Annotated in this window: 25 protein-coding genes; 17 read left to right on the top strand and 8 right to left on the bottom strand. The window is 58.3% G+C overall.

Going from position 1 to position 22,218, the window contains the following annotated elements:
- Positions 1–9 precede the first annotated feature (9 nt).
- Both luxS and AB5Y99_RS15165 read left to right on the top strand, forming a co-directional pair.
- Complete coding sequence (luxS, locus tag AB5Y99_RS15170) at positions 10–519, top strand: S-ribosylhomocysteine lyase (protein ID WP_005340462.1); 510 nt, start codon at positions 10–12, stop codon at positions 517–519.
- 177 nt (positions 520–696) lie between these two features.
- A complete protein-coding gene (locus AB5Y99_RS15165; RefSeq protein ID WP_075113932.1) occupies positions 697–876 on the top strand; it encodes a DUF5363 family protein in 180 nt (59 codons plus the stop codon).
- Here the strand turns inward: AB5Y99_RS15165 and tppF are convergent.
- Complete coding sequence (gene tppF, locus AB5Y99_RS15160; RefSeq protein ID WP_323892679.1) at positions 845–1,459, bottom strand: type IVa pilus pseudopilin TppF; 615 nt, start codon at positions 1,457–1,459, stop codon at positions 845–847. The two genes, AB5Y99_RS15165 and tppF, sit on opposite strands and share 32 nt — an antisense overlap.
- 41 nt (positions 1,460–1,500) lie before the next feature.
- On the opposite strand from tppF, the gene AB5Y99_RS15155 reads away from it, so the two are divergent.
- The 7 genes from AB5Y99_RS15155 to deoD all read left to right on the top strand — a co-directional run bounded on the left by AB5Y99_RS15155 (position 1,501) and on the right by deoD (position 8,722).
- Positions 1,501–2,274 (top strand): TatD family hydrolase, encoded by a 774-nt coding sequence (locus tag AB5Y99_RS15155; RefSeq protein WP_368210053.1) that lies wholly within the window; start codon positions 1,501–1,503, stop codon positions 2,272–2,274.
- 222 nt (positions 2,275–2,496) lie between these two features.
- The gene (locus AB5Y99_RS15150; protein ID WP_019445565.1) at positions 2,497–3,771 is read left to right on the top strand and encodes a NupC/NupG family nucleoside CNT transporter; all 1,275 of its coding nucleotides are present in this window, start codon (positions 2,497–2,499) and stop codon (positions 3,769–3,771) included.
- A 125-nt stretch (positions 3,772–3,896) separates the two neighbouring features.
- On the top strand, positions 3,897–4,067 hold the full coding sequence (locus tag AB5Y99_RS15145; RefSeq protein ID WP_005340467.1) for a XapX domain-containing protein: 171 nt from the start codon (positions 3,897–3,899) through the stop codon (positions 4,065–4,067).
- Between the two features lie 424 nt (positions 4,068–4,491).
- Positions 4,492–5,265 (top strand): deoxyribose-phosphate aldolase, encoded by a 774-nt coding sequence (gene deoC / locus AB5Y99_RS15140; RefSeq protein WP_005340468.1) that lies wholly within the window; start codon positions 4,492–4,494, stop codon positions 5,263–5,265.
- Between the two features lie 109 nt (positions 5,266–5,374).
- A complete protein-coding gene (gene deoA, locus AB5Y99_RS15135; protein WP_005358033.1) occupies positions 5,375–6,706 on the top strand; it encodes a thymidine phosphorylase in 1,332 nt (443 codons plus the stop codon).
- Positions 6,707–6,720: 14 nt separating this feature from the next.
- Positions 6,721–7,929: a phosphopentomutase gene (locus AB5Y99_RS15130; protein ID WP_123173778.1), complete on the top strand. Its 1,209-nt coding sequence runs from the start codon at positions 6,721–6,723 to the stop codon at positions 7,927–7,929.
- Between the two features lie 76 nt (positions 7,930–8,005).
- Positions 8,006–8,722, top strand: coding sequence for a purine-nucleoside phosphorylase (deoD, locus tag AB5Y99_RS15125; protein WP_005340471.1), 717 nt, complete (start codon positions 8,006–8,008; stop codon positions 8,720–8,722).
- Between the two features lie 67 nt (positions 8,723–8,789).
- Here deoD and AB5Y99_RS15120 read toward each other — a convergent pair whose 3' ends face one another.
- Positions 8,790–9,410, bottom strand: a complete 621-nt coding sequence (locus AB5Y99_RS15120; protein WP_005348965.1) for a YtjB family periplasmic protein — start codon at positions 9,408–9,410, stop codon at positions 8,790–8,792.
- A 120-nt stretch (positions 9,411–9,530) separates the two neighbouring features.
- Here AB5Y99_RS15120 and serB point away from each other — a divergent pair, with 120 nt between their 5' ends.
- Both serB and AB5Y99_RS15110 read left to right on the top strand, forming a co-directional pair.
- Positions 9,531–10,541 (top strand): phosphoserine phosphatase SerB, encoded by a 1,011-nt coding sequence (gene serB, locus AB5Y99_RS15115; protein ID WP_323892668.1) that lies wholly within the window; start codon positions 9,531–9,533, stop codon positions 10,539–10,541.
- Positions 10,542–10,569: 28 nt separating this feature from the next.
- A complete protein-coding gene (locus AB5Y99_RS15110; RefSeq protein ID WP_110304068.1) occupies positions 10,570–11,475 on the top strand; it encodes an alpha/beta fold hydrolase in 906 nt (301 codons plus the stop codon).
- A gap of 54 nt (positions 11,476–11,529) precedes the next feature.
- On the opposite strand, the gene AB5Y99_RS15105 is transcribed toward AB5Y99_RS15110, so the two are convergent.
- On the bottom strand, positions 11,530–13,908 hold the full coding sequence (locus tag AB5Y99_RS15105; RefSeq protein WP_323892665.1) for a PilZ domain-containing protein: 2,379 nt from the start codon (positions 13,906–13,908) through the stop codon (positions 11,530–11,532).
- Between the two features lie 100 nt (positions 13,909–14,008).
- On the opposite strand from AB5Y99_RS15105, the gene radA reads away from it, so the two are divergent.
- Positions 14,009–15,376, top strand: a complete 1,368-nt coding sequence (gene radA, locus AB5Y99_RS15100) for a DNA repair protein RadA (protein ID WP_005340481.1) — start codon at positions 14,009–14,011, stop codon at positions 15,374–15,376.
- Between the two features lie 81 nt (positions 15,377–15,457).
- On the opposite strand, the gene AB5Y99_RS15095 is transcribed toward radA, so the two are convergent.
- On the bottom strand, positions 15,458–15,838 hold the full coding sequence (locus AB5Y99_RS15095; RefSeq protein ID WP_005340482.1) for a PilZ domain-containing protein: 381 nt from the start codon (positions 15,836–15,838) through the stop codon (positions 15,458–15,460).
- Positions 15,839–15,938: 100 nt separating this feature from the next.
- Positions 15,939–16,421: an Rsd/AlgQ family anti-sigma factor gene (locus AB5Y99_RS15090; RefSeq protein ID WP_005348975.1), complete on the bottom strand. Its 483-nt coding sequence runs from the start codon at positions 16,419–16,421 to the stop codon at positions 15,939–15,941.
- A gap of 337 nt (positions 16,422–16,758) precedes the next feature.
- Between AB5Y99_RS15090 and hupA the strand changes: the two genes are divergently transcribed.
- A complete protein-coding gene (gene hupA, locus AB5Y99_RS15085; protein WP_005340484.1) occupies positions 16,759–17,031 on the top strand; it encodes a nucleoid-associated protein HU-alpha in 273 nt (90 codons plus the stop codon).
- Between the two features lie 127 nt (positions 17,032–17,158).
- Here the strand turns inward: hupA and AB5Y99_RS15080 are convergent, their stop codons facing one another.
- From AB5Y99_RS15080 to AB5Y99_RS15070, 3 genes are all read right to left on the bottom strand, one after another.
- Positions 17,159–17,602 (bottom strand): PACE efflux transporter, encoded by a 444-nt coding sequence (locus tag AB5Y99_RS15080; protein WP_323892662.1) that lies wholly within the window; start codon positions 17,600–17,602, stop codon positions 17,159–17,161.
- Positions 17,603–17,766: 164 nt separating this feature from the next.
- Positions 17,767–18,624, bottom strand: coding sequence for a hypothetical protein (locus AB5Y99_RS15075; RefSeq protein ID WP_323892659.1), 858 nt, complete (start codon positions 18,622–18,624; stop codon positions 17,767–17,769).
- A 111-nt stretch (positions 18,625–18,735) separates the two neighbouring features.
- Positions 18,736–19,959, bottom strand: coding sequence for an Nramp family divalent metal transporter (locus tag AB5Y99_RS15070; RefSeq protein ID WP_368210051.1), 1,224 nt, complete (start codon positions 19,957–19,959; stop codon positions 18,736–18,738).
- Positions 19,960–20,196: 237 nt separating this feature from the next.
- Here AB5Y99_RS15070 and rpsF point away from each other — a divergent pair, with 237 nt between their 5' ends.
- From rpsF to AB5Y99_RS15050, 4 genes are all read left to right on the top strand, one after another.
- The gene (gene rpsF / locus AB5Y99_RS15065; protein WP_005308887.1) at positions 20,197–20,583 is read left to right on the top strand and encodes a 30S ribosomal protein S6; all 387 of its coding nucleotides are present in this window, start codon (positions 20,197–20,199) and stop codon (positions 20,581–20,583) included.
- Positions 20,584–20,613: 30 nt separating this feature from the next.
- Complete coding sequence (gene rpsR, locus AB5Y99_RS15060) at positions 20,614–20,844, top strand: 30S ribosomal protein S18 (protein WP_005308890.1); 231 nt, start codon at positions 20,614–20,616, stop codon at positions 20,842–20,844.
- Positions 20,845–20,896: 52 nt separating this feature from the next.
- Positions 20,897–21,343: a 50S ribosomal protein L9 gene (rplI, locus tag AB5Y99_RS15055; protein WP_005340490.1), complete on the top strand. Its 447-nt coding sequence runs from the start codon at positions 20,897–20,899 to the stop codon at positions 21,341–21,343.
- Between the two features lie 101 nt (positions 21,344–21,444).
- A complete protein-coding gene (locus AB5Y99_RS15050) occupies positions 21,445–22,185 on the top strand; it encodes a ferredoxin--NADP reductase (protein WP_323892655.1) in 741 nt (246 codons plus the stop codon).
- The last annotated feature ends 33 nt before the right edge of the window (positions 22,186–22,218 follow it).

Below are 22,218 nucleotides of genomic sequence, written 5' to 3'. Positions count from 1 at the left end.
GAGTCAGAAATGCCGTTATTGGACAGTTTTACCGTTGACCACACCCGTATGGAAGCACCAGCGGTGCGTGTGGCCAAGACCATGCAGACCCCGAACAAGGACACCATTACCGTGTTCGACCTGCGTTTCTGCGTACCGAATCAGGAGATCCTCTCCGAGCGCGGTATCCATACGCTGGAGCACCTGTTCGCCGGTTTTATGCGTGATCACCTGAACGGCAATGGAGTGGAGATCATCGATATCTCCCCCATGGGTTGCCGTACCGGTTTCTACATGAGCCTGATCGGCGCGCCGGACGAAGCCCGTGTTGGCGCAGCCTGGCAGGCGGCCATGAGCGACGTGCTGACCGTGCAGGATCAGGCCAAGATCCCCGAACTGAACGAGTATCAGTGCGGCACCTACAGCATGCACTCGCTGGAAGAGGCGCACGCCATCGCCCGTCATGTGCTGGAGCGCGGTATCGGCGTCAACCACAACGACGAGCTGGCCCTGCCGGAAGAGAAGCTGAAGAGTCTGTGAGGCTGATGAGCTGTCGCTCATCGTGTAACCTCTTCAGGGAATCTTAAAAGAGCCGGTCAGCCATGCTGACCGGCTCTATTTTATTCAGCCCGATCGCGGTTATGGGGATGACTTGCTCCCCTTGTCGACTCTGATTAGGATGGTTTTTGACCTGAACCTGTTGGCGGAGGTGTGACGATGAAAGGGGTATTGCTGCGTTGGTTGGCCCGTTATGACGCGTGGTGCGAGGAGTGGGGGCTCACTCAGGAGAACCGGCGCTGCTGTACGCCGGTTCGTTATGATGATGATTCAAGCAAAGAGCGAGCTTGCGCAGAAGAGGCTGAGCTCAATCAAAATTGCGGGTCACGGCACCGGTAACGCTGTTGTACTCGAAGCCGAGGCCGTTGGGGTGATCCGGGAAGCGGCCGATAGAATCGCGAAGAATATAACGGCAGTTATCGTGACGTAGCCCCCCGTCAATTTGGTCATCTGCAGCAATGATCTCAGAGGTGTAGTCTGTGTCCGTATTTTTGTCTGCTAGGTCAGGAACGGTTTGATTGGTATCAAGTAATCCAGTGAAAAGTAGTTTGCAGTCATCCGGGCTACTGACCGATATCTGGTCACTTGTGCCTCCGGGGAAAACAATATCAACACCTTGATTACCCTGATCCTCTTTTGTCCCCACAGGCCAGCCGTAGTGGTTGATATCCAAATCTTTATTGCCCATCCCACTGAAGTTATACAGTGCGAGGTCTTGCCCCTGTACTTTCACCGTCCACCCAGCATGAGCCAGCTGAACTGCACTGGCAAAGCTGCCAGCGGTCGCCGAGACCGTGCTTTTCAGGGCATCATCCTTGATATTGATAAAGCGGGGCAGGGCGGTGACGGCCAGGATCCCCAGCACTATGATCACTAGCACCAGTTCAATCAGGGTAAAGCCGTTGTTTCTGTTGTTCATCATGTTCAATGACCCATTAAATACCGCAAACAGGTGTGAGTGATATGCAGCTGATAGATACCCATTGCCATCTCGACTTTCCGGTGTTCGACCAGGACAGGGAGGCGCTGCTGGCCCGTTGTCGGGCATTAGGAGTGACGGAGTATATCATTCCTGCCATCGCAGAAGATAACTGGACTCGTGTGATGGCACTGGCAGCTCAGCATGACGGCCTCTTTTATGGTCTGGGCGTTCATCCCTGGTACGCCGGTGAACAGCGTGAGGGGGTGATGGATCGGCTGCGAACGCTGGTGATGAGCCAACCTGCCGGGCTGGTAGCCATAGGCGAGTGCGGGCTGGACCTCCGTTCTCACGTGCCGCAGGAGGGGCAGCTTGCGCTGTTTGAGGCTCAGATCCGGCTGGCTGCCGATGTCGGGCTCCCCCTGATGATCCACTCGGTGCGCGCCAATGACACTGTGGCCAAGCTGTTGCGCCGCTTCAAGCCGCCTCGTGGTGGGGTGATCCATGCTTTCAGCGGTTCGTTGCAGCAGGCGGAGGCTTTCTGGCAACTGGGCTTTCGACTCGGGGTGGGCGGGGTGATCAGTTTTGAACGGGCGAACAAGACGCGAGAGGTATTTCGGGCTATGCCGCTCGAGGCTCTGGTGCTGGAAACCGATTCGCCCGATATGCCCTTACAAGGTGAGCAAGGCACCCGGAATACCCCGGAAGCGCTGCCGAAAATAGCGGAAATATTGATGACATTGCGGGATGAATCATCGGCAGATGTTGCCAAGGTGTTATTTGAAACTGCCCGGCATATTTTCCATCACGACCAATAGTCATGAAACAAATTCGCAACACCTGATTTAGTTGTCAGGAAAAAAAATGAGCGTAAAAATCGTTTGCTGTCTAATTTTGTGACACTTGGACATTTTGATAACGATAAAATGTGACCAGCATTCTATTTTATCGGACTTTAATTAGTATAATGCGCTCCCCTTGATTAGTTGGGTTTAATAACAACTCGCTAACAAGCCAGGTGCTACTAGAGGAAGATAATAATGAATTTGTTCATGGGTCTGGTAGGGATGGCGACGCTCGTCCTTATCGCGGTGCTGTTCTCCAGCAATCGCAAGGCAATCAACGTCCGTACCGTTGTCGGTGCGTTCGCAATTCAAGCCGGTCTGGGGGCGTTTGTTCTCTATGTTCCGGTTGGTCGCGATATCCTGGTCGGCGTGTCCGACGCGGTATCCAGCGTGATCAGCTACGGCCAGAACGGGATCGACTTCCTGTTTGGCGGTCTGGTCAGCAACAAGATGTTTGAAGTGTTCGGTGGCGGCGGCTTTGTCTTTGCCTTCCGTGTTCTGCCGGTCATCATCTTCTTCTCTTCCCTGATTGCAGTGCTCTACTACCTGGGCATCATGCAGATGGTCATCAAGTTGCTGGGCGGCGGTCTGCAGAAAGTACTGGGTACTTCCCGCACCGAATCCCTGTCTGCAACTGCCAACATCTTCGTCGGTCAGACCGAAGCGCCGCTGGTGGTTCGTCCCTACATCTCCAAGATGACTGACTCCGAGCTGTTCGCCGTCATGTGTGGTGGTCTGGCTTCCGTTGCCGGTTCCGTACTGGCCGGTTACGCCTCCATGGGCGTGAAGATGGAATACCTGATTGCTGCCTCCTTCATGGCTGCACCGGGTGGTCTGCTGTTCGCCAAGCTGCTGGTTCCCGAGACCGAGACCCCGAACTACGACGAAAGCTCTGCCGATGCCGAGCTGGATGACAAGCCTGCCAACGTCATTGACGCTGCTGCTGCTGGCGCCTCTGCCGGTATGCAACTGGCCCTGAACGTCGGCGCCATGCTGCTGGCCTTCATCGGTCTGATCGCCATGATCAACGGCATCTTCTCCGGTGTGGGTGGCTGGTTCGGTTATCCGCAACTCTCTCTGGAACTGCTGTTGGGCTGGATCTTCTCCCCGCTGGCCTTCCTGATCGGTGTGCCTTGGAATGAAGCAGTGGTTGCTGGTTCCTTCATCGGTCAGAAGCTGGTAGTGAACGAGTTCGTGGCTTACCTGAACTTCGCTCCGTACCTGAAAGACGAAGTGCTGATCAACGGTGTGGCCATGTCCGATCACACCAAGGCTATCATCTCCTTCGCGCTGTGTGGTTTTGCCAACCTCTCCTCTGTTGCCATCCTGCTGGGTGGTCTGGGGTCCATGGCGCCGAACCGCCGCGGCACCATTGCACGCTTTGGTCTGAAAGCCGTACTGGCTGGCTCTCTGTCCAACCTGATGTCTGCCACTATCGCAGGCTTCTTCCTGGCACTGTCCGGCATGTAATCGCCGCCTGACTGACAGGATATAAACACGAACGCCACGGCATCTGCCGTGGCGTTCGCGTATGGAGCGGTGACAACCGTTTTCCTATCTAAACTAATAATAAAATGAGTCAAATCGGAGGTTATATGAATGAAGTGCTACTGGCGATGGTGGCCGGCTTTATAGTTGGTTTGTTGTTTTCTTTCCTCAAATTGCCGATCCCGGCGCCTCCCGTTTTGTCCGGGGTAATGGGGATCGTCGGGGTCTATCTGGGGGGATTGGCCTACTCCTGGATCCTGACCCGTTTCTTTTCGTAAGGCTTTTTTAGACCTGGATTTGCCAGATGTGAGGTACCTCTGAAATTGGCAAATCCGGCTTGCAAACAGGGGGTATCTCGGCTGAAATAGGCGTTGCCAGCAGGGTGCTGGCAATGACTAATACTCGATGAAATCGGGTGTTGGCGGTCAAATGGAATTGATTGGGAAGTCGGGTCAGATGTTGTCGGCCTTTCTCAAGTCTTCATGGAACCAAGTCCGCACTTTTGTAAGAAAGTGACAGGGCTCTTGCCTTATTTACAGTCGCAGTGCCTGCAGGGTGTTTTGAATAGCATCCCGATAGTGCCGGTGCCTTCGCACTGTAATTCCATTCCCGTATAGCTGGGGATTACTGCCTGTGCATCCATCGCTGGATGGTCTGGTGGTGCCCGGTTATCTGGATTAAATCGAGACTTTGGAGAACAGAATGACTGATCTGAAAGTGGCCGCTCAGCGCGCCCTGAACCTGATGGACCTGACCACCCTGAACGATGACGACACTGATCAGAAGGTGATCGACCTGTGCCATAAGGCCAAGTCACCGGCTGGCCTGACTGCCGCCGTCTGCATCTATCCCCGTTTTATTCCTATCGCTCGCAAGACCCTGCGTGAGATCGGCGCTGCCGACGTACGCATTGCGACCGTGACCAACTTCCCCCACGGCAACGACGACATCGAGATCGCCGTGGCCGAGACCCGTGCCGCTGTCGCCTACGGTGCTGATGAAGTGGACGTGGTGTTCCCGTACCGCGCCTTCATGGCTGGCAATGAACAGATCGGTTTTGATCTGGTCAAAGCCTGTAAAGAGGCCTGTGGTGCCAACGTGCTGCTGAAAGTGATCATCGAAACCGGCGAGCTGAAAGAAGAGGCGCTGATCCGTCGCGCTTCCGAAATCTGTATCGATGCCGGTGCCGACTTCATCAAGACCTCCACCGGCAAGGTGCCGGTCAATGCGACCCCGGAAGCGGCACGCATCATGATGGAAGTGATCAAGGCCAAGAATCCGAAAGTCGGCTTCAAGCCTGCTGGTGGCGTGAAAGATGCCGCCGTTGCCGGTCAGTATCTGGCCATGGCCGAAGAGATCCTCGGCAACGACTGGGTATCCGCCCGTACCTTCCGCTTTGGTGCATCCAGCCTGCTGGCCAGTCTGCTGGCCACTCTGGGGCATGGCGACAAGCCGGCCAACACCAGCGGTTACTAATAGGTTGATGAGAGGGCGGACTGCTGTCCGCCCTGTTAGCCCCCACCATGCGGTGTGCGGGCAAGGATTCAGGCTTGTGTAACGCCAGCAATGGCGGAGGGAATGAAAGATGTTTTTGCCTCAAGAAATTATTCGCAAGAAGCGCAACGGTGAAGCGCTCAGTACCCAAGAGATTCAATTCTTCGTTCAGGGCATTACCAACAACACCATCGGCGAGGGGCAGATCGCTGCACTGGCGATGGCGGTCTACTTCAAAGATATGACCATGGATGAGCGGGTTGCTCTGACATGCGCCATGCGCGACTCCGGCATGGTGCTAACCTGGGATCACCTCAATCTGGGTGGCCCGATTGTCGACAAACACTCCACCGGCGGTGTCGGTGATGTTGTCTCCCTGATGCTTGGCCCGATGGTCGCCGCCTGCGGCGGTTTCGTGCCGATGATATCCGGCCGTGGCCTGGGCCACACCGGCGGTACCCTCGATAAACTGGATGCCATTCCCGGTTACCAGACCTCGGTCGACAACGACCGTTTCCTGAAAGTGGTGAAAGAGGCGGGTGTCGCCATCATCGGCCAGACCGGCGATCTCGCCCCCGCTGACAAGCGTATCTATGCAGTACGGGACATCACCGCCACCGTCGAATCGATCGCGATGATCACCGGCTCCATCCTCTCCAAGAAGCTCGCCTCCGGGCTGGAAGCGCTGGTGATGGATGTGAAAGTGGGCTCCGGCGCCTTTATGCCGACCTTCGAAGCGTCCGAAGAGCTGGCCAAGAGCATTGTGGCCGTGGCCAACGGTGCCGGTTGCCGCACCTCTGCGCTCTTGACCGATATGAACCAGGTGCTGGCCTCCAGCGCTGGTAACGCGGTGGAAGTGCGAGAAGCGGTGCGCTACCTGACCGGTGAATACCGCAACCCGCGGATCCACGAAGTGACCATGGCGCTGTGCGCCGAGATGCTGATCTCCGCCGGTCTTGCCAGCGACGAGCGCGATGCCCGCACCAAGCTGCAGGCGGTGCTGGATAACGGCAAGGCAGCCGAGATCTTCGGTCGCATGGTGACTGGTCTCGGTGGCCCGGCCGATTTTATGGAGCGTTACGACGCTTACCTGCCCAAGGCTGCCATCGTGCGCCCGGTCTTCGCGGCCAACAGCGGTTTCGTGACCGCCATGGATACACGCGAGCTGGGTCTGGCTGTGGTGGCGATGGGCGGTGGTCGCCGCGCTGCCGGTGACAAACTTGATTATGCGGTCGGTCTGACCGACTTTATCCGCCTGGGTCAAAGTGTTGATGCTGACAAGCCGATCGCGATGATCCACGCTCAGACTGAAGAGCAATATGCTCAGGCTGCCAGCATGGTGCAGGCGGCTGTCCGGATTGGTGGCGAGCGGCCGGAGGCACTGCCTGAAGTGTACCGCCGTATCACCCTGGCCGATTTGTAACAAGGGGAAGACCCATGAAACGTACCTTTATTCTGATGATGGACTCTTTCGGTATTGGCGCTGCTGCCGATGCCGACAAGTTCGGAGATGTGGGCGCCAACACCCTTGGCCATATCGCCAAGGCGTGTGCGGCAGGTGAAATTGAAGGTCGTGGCGCCCTCAATCTGCCGAACCTCAACAAGCTGGGTCTGGGCCACGCCTGCGAGCAGGCTTCCGGCTACTTCCCGGAAGGGCTGAAGAAAGATATCGAGGTGGTCGGCGCCTACGGCTTTGCTCAGGAGCTCTCCTCCGGCAAGGATACCCCGTCCGGTCACTGGGAGATCGCCGGCGTGCCCGTGCTGTTCGAGTGGGGCTACTTCAAGGATCACCACAACAGCTTCCCGCAGGAGCTGCTGGACGCCATCGTCGAGAAGGCAGGTCTGCCAGGTTATCTCGGCAACTGCCATGCCTCCGGTACACAGGTGCTGGATGATCTGGGCGAAGAGCACATGAAGACCGGCAAGCCGATCCTCTACACCTCTGCCGACTCCGTGTTCCAGATTGCCTGCCACGAAGAGACCTACGGTCTCGAGAAGCTCTATGAGCTGTGCCACATCGTGCGCGAGCTGCTGGAGCCCTACAACATCGGCCGCGTGATTGCGCGTCCGTTCGTAGGTACTGGCAAGGGCAACTTCAAGCGTACCGGCAACCGTCACGACTACTCAGTGCTGCCGCCGGCGCCGACCGTGCTGGATTACATGAAAGATGCGGGCGGTCAGGTAGTCTCCATCGGCAAGATCGCCGACATCTATGCCCAGCAGGGCATCACCAAGCAGGTGAAAGGGACCGGTCTGACCGAGTTGTGGGATCGCACGCTGGAAGAGGTGAAAGCGGCCGGTGACAACACCATCGTCTTCACCAACTTCGTCGACTTCGACTCCTCCTACGGCCACCGCCGTGACGTTGCCGGTTATGCCGGTGCGCTGGAGTATTTCGATTCCCGCCTGCCGGAGCTGTTTGATCTGCTGCAGGATGGTGACGTGGTGGTGCTGACTGCCGACCACGGCTGTGACCCGACCTGGGGTGGGACCGACCATACCCGCGAATACATTCCGGTGCTGTTCTTCGGCAAGCCGGTCAAGGCCGGCTCCGTCGGTCGTCGCGAGACCTTTGCCGATATCGGCCAGAGCATCGCGGCTTACCATGGCTTGCCGAAACTGGCGTACGGTACCAGCTTCCTGTAATTTACCCGCCCGCCACTTCGGCGGCGGGCAATTTATAAAACAATAAAACTCAACCTAGTGTGAAGGAATCAAGAGAATGGCAACTCCTCATATCAATGCGAAAGATGGCGCCTTTGCTGATACCGTGCTGATGCCGGGCGACCCCCTGCGCGCCAAGTATATCGCTGAAACTTTCCTGGAGAACGTCGAGCAGATCTGCGACGTGCGTAACATGTTCGGCTTTACCGGTACCTACAAGGGCCGTCGTATCTCCGTCATGGGTCACGGCATGGGTATCCCGTCCTGCTCCATCTACGCAAAAGAGCTGATCACCGATTACGGTGTGAAGACCCTGATCCGTGTGGGCTCCTGTGGTGCTGTGCGTGAAGATGTGAAACTGCGTGACGTGGTGATCGGTATGGGTGCCTGCACCGACTCCAAAGTAAACCGTCTGCGCTTCAAGGATCACGATTTCGCTGCCATCGCCGACTTCGACCTGGTTGCCAATGCCGTGCAGGCCGCCAAGAACAAGGGCGTTGCCGTGCGCGTCGGTAACATCTTCTCCGCCGACCTATTCTACACCCCGGACCCCTCCATGTTCGACGTCATGGAAAAATACGGTATCCTGGGTGTCGAGATGGAAGCTGCCGGTATCTACGGCGTGGCAGCAGAGTACGGTGCCAAGGCGCTGACCATCTGCACCGTCTCCGACCATATCCGTACCGGTGAGCAGACCACCTCTGAAGAGCGTCAGCTGACCTTCAACGACATGATCGAAATCGCACTGGATTCCGTCCTGCTGGGCGACAAGTAATTCCTTTGCGAATAAGAAACGGCGGCCTTCTGGCCGCCGTTTTTGTATCTGCTCTCTGGTTGCGCCATCAGTTTTCCGGAGGCGGCGCGGGGGGCGTACTCTTTTTCTTGTGCTTGCGCACCCGCATGTAGTTGCGGCGCACGCCATAGGAGATGAGCACCCCGGCCAGCAGGGCGACCAGCAGCATCAGGCGCTGTTTCTCCTGCACCACCTTGAGCCGGGTGTCCTTGTCTGCCAGCATCTGCTGTTCTTCCAGGGTGATGCGCAGGAAGCCGATGGTCTGCTCGCCATCCCGGATCTCCTGTACGAACTGGATCCGCCCCTTGCCCTGCTCCGGCAGTGACTTGTTATCGCTGCCGATGGGCAGCAGGCTCTCCAGCGGTACCGCCTGCTCAGACTGGGCGAGGGGAATGCCGCGTCCGTCGTAGAGGGTGGCATCGAGGATCTCCGGCTCCGCCGCCAGATCCCGCGCCAGCCGCTCCAGCTCGCTGCTCTTCTCCTCCTTGATCCAACGTTTCATGTCTCGGGCGGCATAGGCGACCAGCGCCTGCGCACGGTTGCGCGCTTCGCTGTGCAGCGAGGCCTGGCTTTCACCCTGCATATGAATAAGCACACCGAGCACCCAGCATCCGAGCAGGATACCGGCACCCAGGCTGAGAACACGTTTGATGGGAAGATGACGCTGCAAGCGCGAGACCTCATGGTAACAAGGAGTGGCGGGATCTTGGCGCTTGCCTGTACAAAAAGCAATACGCTACTCTGGGCCAGCACTGTTAACCCCCTGATCACCAAGGAAGGCGTATCCCTTATGTTGTTGTCCCGGCTCCCCCCTCTGTTATCCGATTGGCCCGCGTTGTTGTCCGGCTCACCCTGTTGGCAGCTCAGCGCAGATGCGTTGCAACCGACAGAGACTCCGCAGGCTGGCGGCTGGTTGGTGCTGTTTGGCAAGGGACTGGGCGCCTCCCATCTGGCGCGTCTGTCGTCACTGTTGGCTGTACAGGAGTTGGCGGCCACCCTCTATCCTCCCACCGAGGTGGCGGGCGTGCCGTTGCTGCTGCTTGGCTGCGATCGCTTCTCTTCCGAGCTGGTGGCCGAGCTCAAGAGCGGTGAGTGGGAGATCGATCTCTGCCATCTGCCCGCGCTACCGACCCTGAACGAGCCCGGCCTGCTGGTGATGGACATGGACTCCACCGCGATCCGCATCGAGTGCATCGACGAGATTGCCCGGCTTGCCGGGGTTGGCGAGCAGGTGGCGGCAGTGACGGCCGCAGCCATGCAGGGCCAGCTGGAGTTTTCCGACAGCCTGCGCAATAGGGTGGCCCTTCTGGCAGGGGCGCCGGTCACCATTCTCGACGAGGTGGCGGCATGGATGCCCTGGATGCCGGGCTTGCAGCTGATGGTCGATACCCTCAAAGGGGCGGGTTGGAAGGTGGCCATTGCCTCCGGCGGTTTTACCCGTTTTGCTGGCCAGTTGCAGCGCGATCTGGGGCTCGATGCCATCTTCGCCAACGAGCTGGCGGTGGAAGGGGAGCTACTGACGGGCAAGGTGAGCGGGCGCATTGTTGATGCCAGCGTCAAGGCCGAGGTGTTGCAGCAGCTTGCTCAGGAGTACGGCATTGCTGCCGCCCAGACCGTGGCCATCGGCGATGGTGCCAACGATCTCAAAATGATGGGGATCGCGGGCCTTGGCATCGCCATTCACGCCAAGCCGCTGGTGCGGGCGCAGGCGGCGGCCACCCTCAATCATCACGATCTGGAGGGGGTGATCTGCCTGCTGGCGGCGCGGGCCTGCAGCGAGCAACGTTGGGACAAGCGCTGACAGTGTTTCAAGGAGGAAACCAATAAAAATGGAATTGTTGCAGCAGTCTCTGTTTATCCCCTGTGGTGGCCATCAATTGCATGTTCGCCACATCAAACCCCGGGTCGCCGTGCATGGAGAGCCGATCCTGATGGTGCACGGCGCCATCGAGAATGGGCGGATTTTCTATACCGAATCGGGCAAGGGGCTGGCCTGCTTTCTGGCCCGCCACGGCTATCAGGTCTATGTGGCTGATTTGCGGGGGCGGGGGCTCAGCACTCCTGCCATCGCCGAGCAGGCAGAGCACGGTCAGCATGAGCTGATCACCGAGGATCTGCCCGCCCTGCAGCGCTGGATTGCCGAGCGCCATCATGGCTTCAAGGTGCACTGGGTGGCCCATTCCTGGGGCGGTGTCATCATGGCCTCGACCCTGGTGCGCTTCCCCGAGCTGGCGGAACAGGTGGCCAGCCTGCTGTTTTTTGGCACCAAGCGCGGTGTGTCGGTGCACAATCCCGAGCGCTGGCTGAAGGTGGATCTGATCTGGAATCGGCTGGCCCCTTGGCTGGCCCGCCGCCGTGGTTTTCTGGCTGCTCGCACTCTGAAGATCGGTGCTGACGACGAGCCGCTGCGCTATCTGCAGGAGACCATCCCCTGGGTCAAGTGCGGCCCCTGGCAGGATCCTCACGACGGTTTTGCCTATGACGAGGCGGCGGCACGGGTCAACTGGCCACCGCTCTGGATGATTTCGGCCAAAGCGGACAAGGTGCTGGGTCACCCGACCGATGTGCGCCGCTTCAGCGACGAGATGGGTTCGGCAACTCGTCACACCCGATTGGGGCGGGACAACGGCAACCGCCTCGATTACGACCACATCAATATGCTGACCGCCCCGCAGGCCCAGGAGGATCACTTCCCCCAGATCCTCGACTGGCTGCTCAACCCGCAGGCGGCATGACAAAAAACAGGGCGCCTCGAGCGCCCTGTTTCATTTTTGTCTGTTTCCGGATCTTCAGTTCAGTGGTGGCGTGATGCCAAAGCGGAACAGAGTGGCCTGGGTGGTATCGGTCAGTTCGCCCACCCCCACCACGCTCCATAGCTCCTCTTCCAGCTTGCGCGCCTTGTGGATGGCGAACTTGGCGATGTAGTCCAGCTCGTTGGCGATGAAGTTGGTGTCGGGCCGTCCGGTACGGGAGATACCGACCAGCACCGAGTAGAACTCCCCCTGCTGCTGCGCCAGCTCGATGAACTGACGCTTCTCTTTGAGGTTGGCAAAGCTGCTGGCCAGCCGGCTGCTGAAGATGGGCAGGCCGGCCTTGGTCTGGATGCTGGCGATATAGACCTCGTCCTCTCTCGGTTTGTCCTCCCGCTCGATGGCACGCAGCGGGTTCATCAGCAGCTCCTTGAGCAGCTCCCCCTGAAACAGCGGGTAGAGGTTCTCCTGCTCCGGCAGCTCGGCACAGGCTTGCAGCAGCCGCTGCAGACTGCGCGGTTGCAGAGACTTGCCGATGGAGGCCGGTTTGGGCGCGCCTTTCAGCTTGTTGACATAGACCGGCGAGTTGAACAGGTGGTGGGTATAGATGTTGCGCAGTGCCCGCGCCAGCCCACGATAGCGGCGCTGCTCCTGCGCCGCCTTGAGCTTGTTCTGGTTGCTCTCGATCAGCAGGCTGAAGAATTGGCGGCCGGTATGGCGATCCGAATCCCCTTCGATGCAGAGGTGCAGCACGGTGCGGGTCATGTTGAGACTGACCAGCCGGTAGGAGAGGCGCTGCAAATCCATGCTCTTGGAGAGCTCCTGCAAGCGGGGCAGGGCGATGGTCACCACATCGTTCTTCTCGCCGATAAAGGCATCTTCCAGCTCGATTTGCAGGCCGTGGATCGAGATGTCGCGGGTCCAGCCGATCCAGGATTTGCCGTTGTGATGGATGGCGACCGCCGTCTTGTGGATGTAGCGCGACTCCTTGCGCAGCTGAACATAGTGCAGGGTCTCGATCTCGAACGGGGCAACCCCCTGCTCGTGACCAAAGCGTTGCAGCTCGTTGGCGTTGTTGCTGACCCCTTCCTGATGGAACTCTTCCCGCTGGGATTCCAGGCCGATCTCCTGCAGCAGGCCGCAGTAGCCGATCTGCTTGAGCCGCTCGAGCAGCAGGATATCTTGCAACTGCGGGTTGTCCTGCCCTTGCAGTTGCCCCACATCCGCTTCGACCAGATCGCACGCCTCCAGCGTGAACTTGTAGACTCGCCAGCTGGGGCGGCGGGAGCCCACCTGGAAGAAGAGGGCGGTGAGGCCACTCTGGCGCAGCTCCTCGGCAGTGGCGGAGAAGAAGTAGATGTGGCTGCGCACCGTGTGGGTAAAGCAGTAGATGATGGTCTCGGTGGTGGTGCCGGGGGCCGGGCAGAGCCGTTTCATCCGCTCTGCGCTGAAAAGCCCCGCGAGGGCATCGCGGTTTTTTTCATCGCGCCAATACTCCAGCAGGTGCTGGTTGTTCTCGGTACGCAGGGCAATCTCGAGATTGGGGCTGTCGCCAGTGCCGAAGAACAGCGGCATACCGGTCATCCGTGGCAGATAGAACTGCTCATACCCCTTGATGATGGCGGCGGAGAGCAGATAGTCGACACTGACCCGATAGCGGATCTTGTTGGCATCGATAAAGTCGCTGAGGAAGGCATCGAAGGCGGGCTGTTCGCCGGAGCGCACCAGCCGCAGCCAGTATTTCCCCTCTTTGCTCTCTTCGCCGAGGATCTGATAGCCGACTGGCTGGTGCAGCACCGGATTAGGGGTGTCCCGCTCCAGTCCGGTAAAGAAGACCTCCACCTGGGCGCCGGTGTGATAGTTCGGCAGATAGGGAACCGAGACCCGCATGCCACCCAGCGAGAGATCGGAACTCTTGGCGAACAGCTTCTCACCATCCTGGAACTTGATCAGCACCGGCGAGCTGAAGTGCATCCGCTCCTGACGGCGGCCGTAGTAGCTGGCAAAGGCAATGGTGTTGACATCATATTGCCGGAAGGGGCTGGCCGGCGGCGACAGCTGACCATCCACGCGGGCGTTGTGGTGCTGTTTTTGCCACTGTTGCAGCGCCTCGTAGACACCGAGGGTATAGATATCGCGGTAGAGATAGCACTGGGACTGGAACAGGGCAATCGCATCGGCGGGCATGAAGTGAGTGATGCCGTCGAACTCATGCACCAGGCACTCATCCTCCAGCTCATCGCGCATGTCGATGACCCTGCGGCAGGGGGAGCACTTGCGCTTGAGCTCCATCTTGATCAGAAAACGGCTGTTGCTGTTTTCCTCCTGAGTCATGCGGTTGAAGATCTCCTCGAAATCTTTCTCCCGCAGCAAGGGGACGAGTTGTTCAATCAGATGTTGCTGGTGTTCTGAATCCATTTGTTCCTGCCACGGAAAGTCACTTTTCCGATTCTGGGTTTGATCTGTCGGTCGCAAACAAGTATATCAAGCAGGAATTCATCCTGTCCCCGAGTTATCAATGGCCAAAAATAAAACTGCTTATGTTTGTTCCGAATGTGGTGCCGACTTCACACGCTGGCAAGGTCAATGCAGCGAGTGCAAGGAGTGGAATACCATCACCGAGGTGCGCCTCGGTTCGGTGAGCCCCGCTGGCAAGAGTGCCCGTTACACCGGTTATGCCGGCGCGGTCGGCAGTCAGGTACAGACACTGGCAGAGATCGCCACCACCGAAATTCCCCGTTTTACCTCAGGTTTCAAGGAGCTGGATCGGGTGCTTGGTGGCGGTGTGGTGCCAGGCTCAGCCATTTTGATCGGCGGCAACCCGGGGGCGGGCAAGTCGACCCTGCTGCTGCAGACCATGTGTGGTCTCGCAGAGCGGATGAAAACCCTCTATGTCACCGGCGAGGAGTCGCTCCAGCAAGTCGCGATGCGGGCCAACCGCCTTGGGCTGCCCACCGACAAGCTGCGGATGCTTTCCGAGACCAGCGTCGAGCAGATCTGCCTGATTGCCCAGCAGGAGCAGCCGCAGATCATGGTGATCGACTCCATTCAGGTGATGCATGTGGCGGATGTGCAATCGTCCCCCGGTTCTGTCTCTCAGGTGCGTGAAGCGGCGGCGCTGCTGACCCGCTACGCCAAACAGAATCATGTGGCCATCTTTATGGTGGGTCATGTGACCAAGGATGGCAGTCTGGCTGGTCCCAAGGTGCTGGAGCACTGCATCGACTGCTCTGTGCTGCTCGATGGTGGCCATGACTCCCGTTTTCGGACTCTGCGTTCCCACAAGAACCGCTTCGGTGCGGTCAACGAGCTGGGGGTCTTTGCCATGACCGAACAGGGGATGCGCGAGGTGAGCAACCCCTCCGCCATCTTCCTCAGCCGGGGGCAGGAGCAGGCGCCCGGTTCCATCGTCATGGTGATCTGGGAGGGTACCCGACCGCTGCTGGTGGAGTTGCAGGCGCTGGTGGACTACTCCCAGCTCTCCAACCCGCGCCGGGTGGCGGTTGGGATGGATCATAATCGGCTCGCTATGTTGCTGGCGGTGCTGCACCGTCACGGCGGGTTGCAGATGGCGGATCAGGATGTCTTCATCAACGTGGTCGGCGGGGTCAAGGTCGAGGAGACCAGTGCGGACCTGGCGCTGCTGCTGGCGATGGTCTCCAGCTTCCGAGATCAGGCGCTGCCCAAGGATCTGGTGGTGTTCGGCGAAGTGGGTCTTTCTGGTGAAATTCGCCCGGTGCCGTCCGGTCAGGAGCGGTTGCAGGAGGCGGCCAAACACGGTTTTCGTCGCGCAATCGTGCCGCACGCCAATGCCCCCAAGCATCCCATCGAAGGGATGGAAGTGGTGCCGGTCAAGAAGCTGTCTGAGGCACTCGAGGCGCTGTAATTCTCCTGCATTCCAGTCAAGACAACAGCACAACGAAAAAAGAGCGCCTCGGCGCTCTTTTTTATGGGCTGGAACCTGCCATCAGGGCTGGCTATGTTCCAGATGTTCGCTCAGCAGTTGTTCCAGCTCGCGGTGGAGTAGCTCTTCGTCACCGACGTTGAGCTCGATCATCCGCTTGAGGTGAGTGGCGCTGTCGATATCGATGTGGTGGCAGTAGAAACCCAGCTTCTTGCTGGCTTCGTGGGTCAGCTCGACCTGCATTTTGATCTCGATATCGCTACCGCTCAGGATAAAGCTGAGCTGGTACTCCTTGTTGTCACGGCTCTCCCAGTCGTCGGGGCGGATCAGCAGGGCTCCCTGCAAGGAGACGTCGACAAGCTGGGTCTGCCACTTCTGTTCCCCCTGGGTGAGTTCTGCCATGGTCAAGTAGAGGATCCGTGCAAAACGGCGGCGCTCAGACATGCTCATCTCCTGTATGCAATAAGTGTGGACGCTAGGGTCATTGCTCTGAGTGTAATCCACCTTGGTTGCCAGTATCTTGAACTTGCTCCGAAAATGGCATTCAGGCTTGCTGGGTACTCAAGGATTCCACCACATGAAGCGCCTTGACCAGGCGGTCTTCCTGTTTGAACCGCTCTTCCAGAACTGGGCCCAACTCGTTGAGATCATCATCCAGTAGCAGCAATTGGGCCTCGTCGGCATCACTGTATTTGTCGTTGAACTCGAGGGCGAATTCAGTGCTGTTACGAATATGGGGATAGATGCGCTTGGCCAGCTCCAGTGTTTCGCCGCTGGCTTGCTCGAAGGCGGTGACGACGTGGTGGTAGATCTCGAAATGGCCTGCACTGACATAGTCGACCAGGCGGTCGCAAAACTGATGCAGCTCTTCTGTTTTGGGCAGGCTGCGTTGCTTGGTCCGCGCCGGAGTGAGGCCTGCCAGCTGCATGTATCCAACCAGCAACGCTTGCCTTGCATCCAGCCAGTCGTCGATAGCCTTATGCTTGCCTGCCAGCGCCTGCTTGGTCTGTTCCAGTTTCGTCAACATAATCCCTATCCCTCCGTGGGGCAAAGGCTGGCCGATTGTTCGGTATTCCGAGCCGTTTGAGCAGTGACACAACCTATAACTAGGGAAAATCTGGGCAAGCGTCAATAGCCATGGGGGGATAATGTTAAGTGGCGAAGAAATAGTCAGCGGATTGTGTCTGCGTGCTAGCAGGTTTCAGGCCTGCTCACGGTTTTTCGCGTGTGGAATGTGACTATTTCCGCAGATCTTGATGAAAACCCCAGCGTTTGACGCGTTCGGCTCGATAAAGGCTTTGCCTGTGCGTTTTTTTTTGCATAGAGTGACCCAGCGCTAAATGCCCGATCATAAAGGAAATGTTATGAACAAAGCTCAACTTGTCGATGCGATTGCCGCCAAAGCAGATCTGAGCAAAGCTCAGGCCAAAGTGGCTCTGGAAGAGATCATCAATGGTATTACCCAGAGCTTGAAAGAAGGCGATGCTGTGCAACTGGTCGGTTTTGGCACCTTCAAGGTCACCCACCGCGCAGGCCGCACCGGTCGTAACCCGCAAACTGGTAAAGAGATCCAGATTGCTGCTGCCAACGTGCCTTCATTCGTGGCTGGCAAGGCTCTGAAAGACGCCGTCAAGTAAGTCCGAAAGTCTGTTTTGTCCAATGCCAGTCAGCTTGCTGACTGGCATTGTTTTTATGGGATTCTCACATCCTTCCTATTGGTCCTTCCTGACTTTTCCTTCTGTCAGCCTTATTGCGGCTGAGGCCTTATGCCGTCTGCGGGTTGGATAGCAGCGGCCAGATCCGCTCATAGGCCCAGGTAAAGACCATGATGTAGACGAGGTAGAAGGCGACGAAACCGAGATCCAGCATCAGGGCGTCCCACACTCCCAAATCGAGCCAGAACATGACGCAGGGGAGGGAGAGCATCATAAAGCTCGCCTCATAGCCAAACGCGTGCAGGAAGCGGTCCAGTGGTCGCTTGGTGGTGCGCCCGCAAAGTTTGAGTAACCCCTTGTCAAACAACAGGTTCCAGCCATAGGTCCAGGCGGTGGCGACGATGGAGAAAAAGATGGCCAGCGAACCGACCTCGGCGACGCCCTGACCGAACAGCTGGCTGATCAGCGGTGCGACCAGTGCCAGCCCGATGCCTTCGTAGAGAACCAGATAACGAAGTCGATCCGGGGTGGTGCGTAGTTGGGTACTACTCATGGGTGATGTGCCTCCTGTGGGAGGCGCATTCTAATCAGGGAGTGGTTAAAAGAGAAGCATCGGCCCGTCATGACTGACGTTGAGGGGCACGATGATGCCCCCTCATTTGCGATACTTCGCTATTGCCAATTTGGGCGTTAGCCCTGAGTGGTCAAGTCTGCGACTCAGGCGCCGGTTGGCGTGACCTGAGTCAGCATGGCAAAGCCCTCTTCCACTTGAGTGAGCTCTACCTTGACCTCTCCCAACTCGGCGAGCGAGGCAACATGGGTGCCACCACAGGGAATGGTCACCTCCTGGCCTTCCAGCATGCAGTGCCAGTAACGGGAATCGATGATCGCCTCGCCAGCGCGGCTGCGGCGGATTTCGCCTCCGGCTGCAATCCAGTCGGCCAGCTGCTGGTTGACCTTCTCTTCAATCAGCGCCAGATCTGCCAGCAGCGCCTCGCTGTTGACCCCTTTCTTGCGCAGGCTCTTGCCGATGCGGTACTGCTCCCGTGATCCGCAAGGCTCGACCCGAGAGCTTTGAATAGCCAGACGGTCGAAGTCGGGCTGGCCCAGAGCATCACGCTCGCTTACCACCTTGCGCCAGTAGGGAGTTAGTACTCGATTGAGCGCCAGCGCGGCCAGATGGCAGCCGCTATGGCCAAGGCTCAGGGCGTGGCGGGCAGCGCTATCTACTTGCAATTCGACCTGGCTACCAACGGCCAGCGCGTGGTCTCCGGTCAGCGGGTGGACCACCACGAAACGCCACCCCTCTGCGCCCCGCTTGACCGGAATGGCAGTATCGACGAACAGCTCGTCATCCGGGCTGATGGCTCCCATTCGGCAAGGGCCAATGGTTGCTTCGCCCCCTTCCCAGCGAACATGGCCCACATCCCCCGGCTGATCGGGCCAGAGGTGGCTCTGGGGATGAAAGGGGGTGAGGTCGGTGACCAGCAGCGTGGTGTCACCGCGCTGGCAGCAGACCACGCTGGCCTGCTCTTGATGATGGCCCAGTACGAAGCTGGCTCGGGTATGTTCCATGGCAAGGCTCCCGCAACGATAAATGAGAAGAGAAAGCGGCAGCATACGCCAAAGTGCGAAGAGGCTCATTAACCAGAGTTAATGAGCCTCTATTCTCGGTTTTACGGTTCGCTAGATCATGGCGACCAGCAGATAGGCATTGAGCCCGATCACCAGCGCAACGATAAGGCGGCCGACGGCTTGTGTGACCGGATGGTTGCGATGTTGCCCCATCAGCGCCCGATCGCCGGTCAGCATCAACAGCGGGATCAGGGCCAGCGCGATGCCAAAGCTCAGGATCACCTGACTCAACACCAGAATTTCGGTGGTGTTGAGCCCCATAGCGATTACCACGAAGGCGGGAGCCATGGTGATGGCGCGACGCAGCCAGAGCGGGATGGTAAAGCGGACAAAGCCCTGCATCACCACTTGCCCGGCCAGGGTGCCCACCACGGTAGAGCTGATGCCGGAGGCGACCAGCGAGAGGCCAAACAGGGTGGCGGCAGCCTGACCCAGCAGCGGAGTGAGGGTCTGGTAGGCGGATTCCAGCTTCGCTACCTGCTGGTGGCCCGAGCTGTGGAACGCTGCAGCCGCCATCGCCATCATCGCCAGATTGACGAAGCCGGCGATAGTCATGGCAATCGCCACATCGACCCGGGTGGTGTGCAGCCGCTGGCTGACTGAACCCTGATCCTGCGTGTGCTGGGTCAGTGCCGAGTGCAGGTAGATAACGTGGGGCATCACGGTAGCACCGAGCACACCGGCGGCCAGATAGACGGCATCGCTGTTGGGCAGACCGGGGAATAGGGCGCCCTCCAGCAGGCTGGGTAGATGGGGGCGGGAGAAGATCAGCTCGACGATGTAGGCCGCCGCGACAAACAGCAGCAGGCCACCGACCACGAACTCCAGCGGTTTCTGACCACGGGATTGCAGCATCAGGATCCCCCAGGTCACCACGGCGGTGATACAGGCCCCTTCAAGCAAGGTCACGCCAAGCAGCAGCTTGAAGCCCACTGCGGCGCCGATAAATTCGGCGAGATCGGTGGCCATGGCGATGACCTCTGCCTGCACCCAGTAGGCCCAGACCGCCGGTTTTGGCAGTCGGTCGCGGATGTGTTCCGCCAGATTCTTGCCGGTGACGATGCCGAGCTTGGCCGAGAGGGTCTGCACCAGCATGGCCATCAGGTTGGCCCATACCACTACCCAGAGCAACTGGTAGCCAAAGGTAGAGCCCGCCTGAATATTGGTGGCGAAGTTGCCCGGGTCGATATAGCCGATGGCGGCGATAAAGGCAGGCCCGAGCAGGGTCAGTTTGAATTTGCGGGCTGGAATCGTAGTCGTCAGTGCGGGTTGCATGGCATCACCCTCCATAAGGATATGGAGAGAGAATAGATCTAAGTGATAATCATTATCAATTGTTGTTTCTGATGATTTCCATCGGGAAAAACATTTAAGGCAGTCAGTTGCAGTGAGGGATGTGATTTCGTACAATACGCCGCCCTAGAAAAGCAGCGACTAAACACCTTTATGTTCCTTGCCTCCGAGGTCTGGCTGCACCTGGGCGGAGGCTGAATTAATCCGTAAGGAGCTAAAATGCGTCATTACGAAATCGTCTTCATGGTTCATCCGGACCAGAGCGAGCAAGTTCCCGGCATGATCGAGCGTTACACCGGCGCCATCACCACCTCCGGTGGTACCATTCATCGCCTGGAAGATTGGGGCCGCCGTCAGCTGGCTTACCCGATCGACAAACTGCACAAAGCCCACTACGTTCTGATGAACGTAGAAGCAGAGCAAGCCGTTATCGATGAGCTGGAAACCAACTTCCGCTTCAACGATGCCGTTATCCGCAACATGATCATGCGCACCAAGCACGCCGTGACTGAAGTTTCTCCGATGGCCAAGGCCAAAGAAGAGCGCTTCACCCGTCGTGACGACGAGCGCCGCGAAGAAGCTACTGAAGCTGCTTCCGAAGAGTAATTCTGGATCACTGACTAGAGGATAAAGGCCATGGCACGTTATTTCCGTCGTCGTAAGTTCTGCCGCTTCACCGCCGAGAACGTTACCGAGATCGACTACAAAGATATCGTTACTCTGAAAAACTACATCACTGAATCTGGCAAGATCGTACCGAGCCGTATCACCGGTACCCGCGCCAAGTATCAGCGTCAGCTGGCACGCGCCATCAAGCGTGCTCGTTACCTGGCTCTGCTGCCGTACACCGATCTGCACAACAAGTAAGAATCGGCCCGGCACTTAAGCCTAACTCAACGAAATTTATAGAGGAAAGGTAATGCAAGTTATCCTGCTCGACAAAATCGCCAAACTGGGCGGTCTGGGTGACCAAGTTTCCGTGAAATCTGGTTATGCCCGTAACTATCTGATCCCGCAAGGCAAAGCTGTTATGGCCACCAAGGCCAACATCGAAGCTTTCGGTGCTCGTCGCGCTGAGCTGGAAGCCAAACTGGCTGCCAACAAAGCTGCTGCTGAAGAGCGTGCTGCCAAGCTGGCCGAACTGGCTACCGTGGTTATCGCTTCCAAGTCTGGCGACGAAGGCAAGCTGTTCGGTTCCATCGGTACCCGTGACGTGGCTGAAGCCATCACTGCTGCCGGCGTAGCCGTTGCCAAGAGCGAAGTCCGCATGGGCAACGTTCTGCGTAACACCGGTGACTACGAAGTTGCTGTTCAGCTGCACGCTGACGTTAAAGCAACCGTACAGATCCAGGTTGTTGCCCTGTAATAGCGATTCGCTTTTGCAGAGAAAACCCGCGCTTTTGCGCGGGTTTTTTATTTTCCGGCCCGGGGGTAGAGTGAAGGTCTGTTCCACTGGAGGAGATCCTTATGGCTTGGGTAGAAGGCCGCGTCATCGAACGCATCGAATGGACACCCACCCTTTTCTCCCTGCGGGTAGCGGCCGAGCTGGCTCCCTACAAGGCAGGCCAATTCACCAAGCTGGCCCTCGAGCAGGGCGATCGCCGCATTCAGCGCGCCTACTCCTTCGTCAATCCCCCCTCTGCGCCATACCACGAGTTCTATCTGGTCGAGATCCCGAGCGGTGAGCTGACCCCCTCGCTCGGCTCGCTGCAAGCAGGCGATACCCTGCTGGTGCAATCCCAGGCCACCGGCTTTCTGACGCTGGATGAGGTGCCCGCCGGGCGCGATCTCTGGCTGCTCTCGACCGGCACTGCCATCGGCCCCTTCCTCTCCATGCTGGCAGATGGTGAGGCGTTCAACCGTTTCGAGAATCTGGTGCTGGTGCATGGGGTACGTAAAGGCGAGGAGCTGAGCTATCAGGATTTGATCGCCAGCTTTGCCGAGCAATATGGCGAGCGCTTTCGCTATGTCCCCTTTGTCAGCCGCGAGCCCTGGCCCGATGCAATGGCAGGGCGGATCCCGGCGGCGATTGCCAATGGCCAGTTGCAGGATCGAGTGGGGTTGGAGTTTTCACCCGAGCTGAGTCAGGTGCTGATCTGCGGCAATCCGGAGATGGTGAAAGAGACCCAGCAGACCTTGCTGGTGCTGGGGTTGGCCAAGAACCTGCGGCGGGCGCCGGGCAATATCAGTGCGGAGAATTATTGGTAAAACAATCAGCACAGGGGCATCAAGCCCCTGCTG

The organism is Aeromonas sp. R4-2, from assembly GCF_040908295.1.
Taxonomy (GTDB): domain Bacteria; phylum Pseudomonadota; class Gammaproteobacteria; order Enterobacterales; family Aeromonadaceae; genus Aeromonas; species Aeromonas veronii.
Note: the sequence above shows the minus strand (reverse complement) of the source record. Positions and strands in the feature narration are given on the sequence as shown.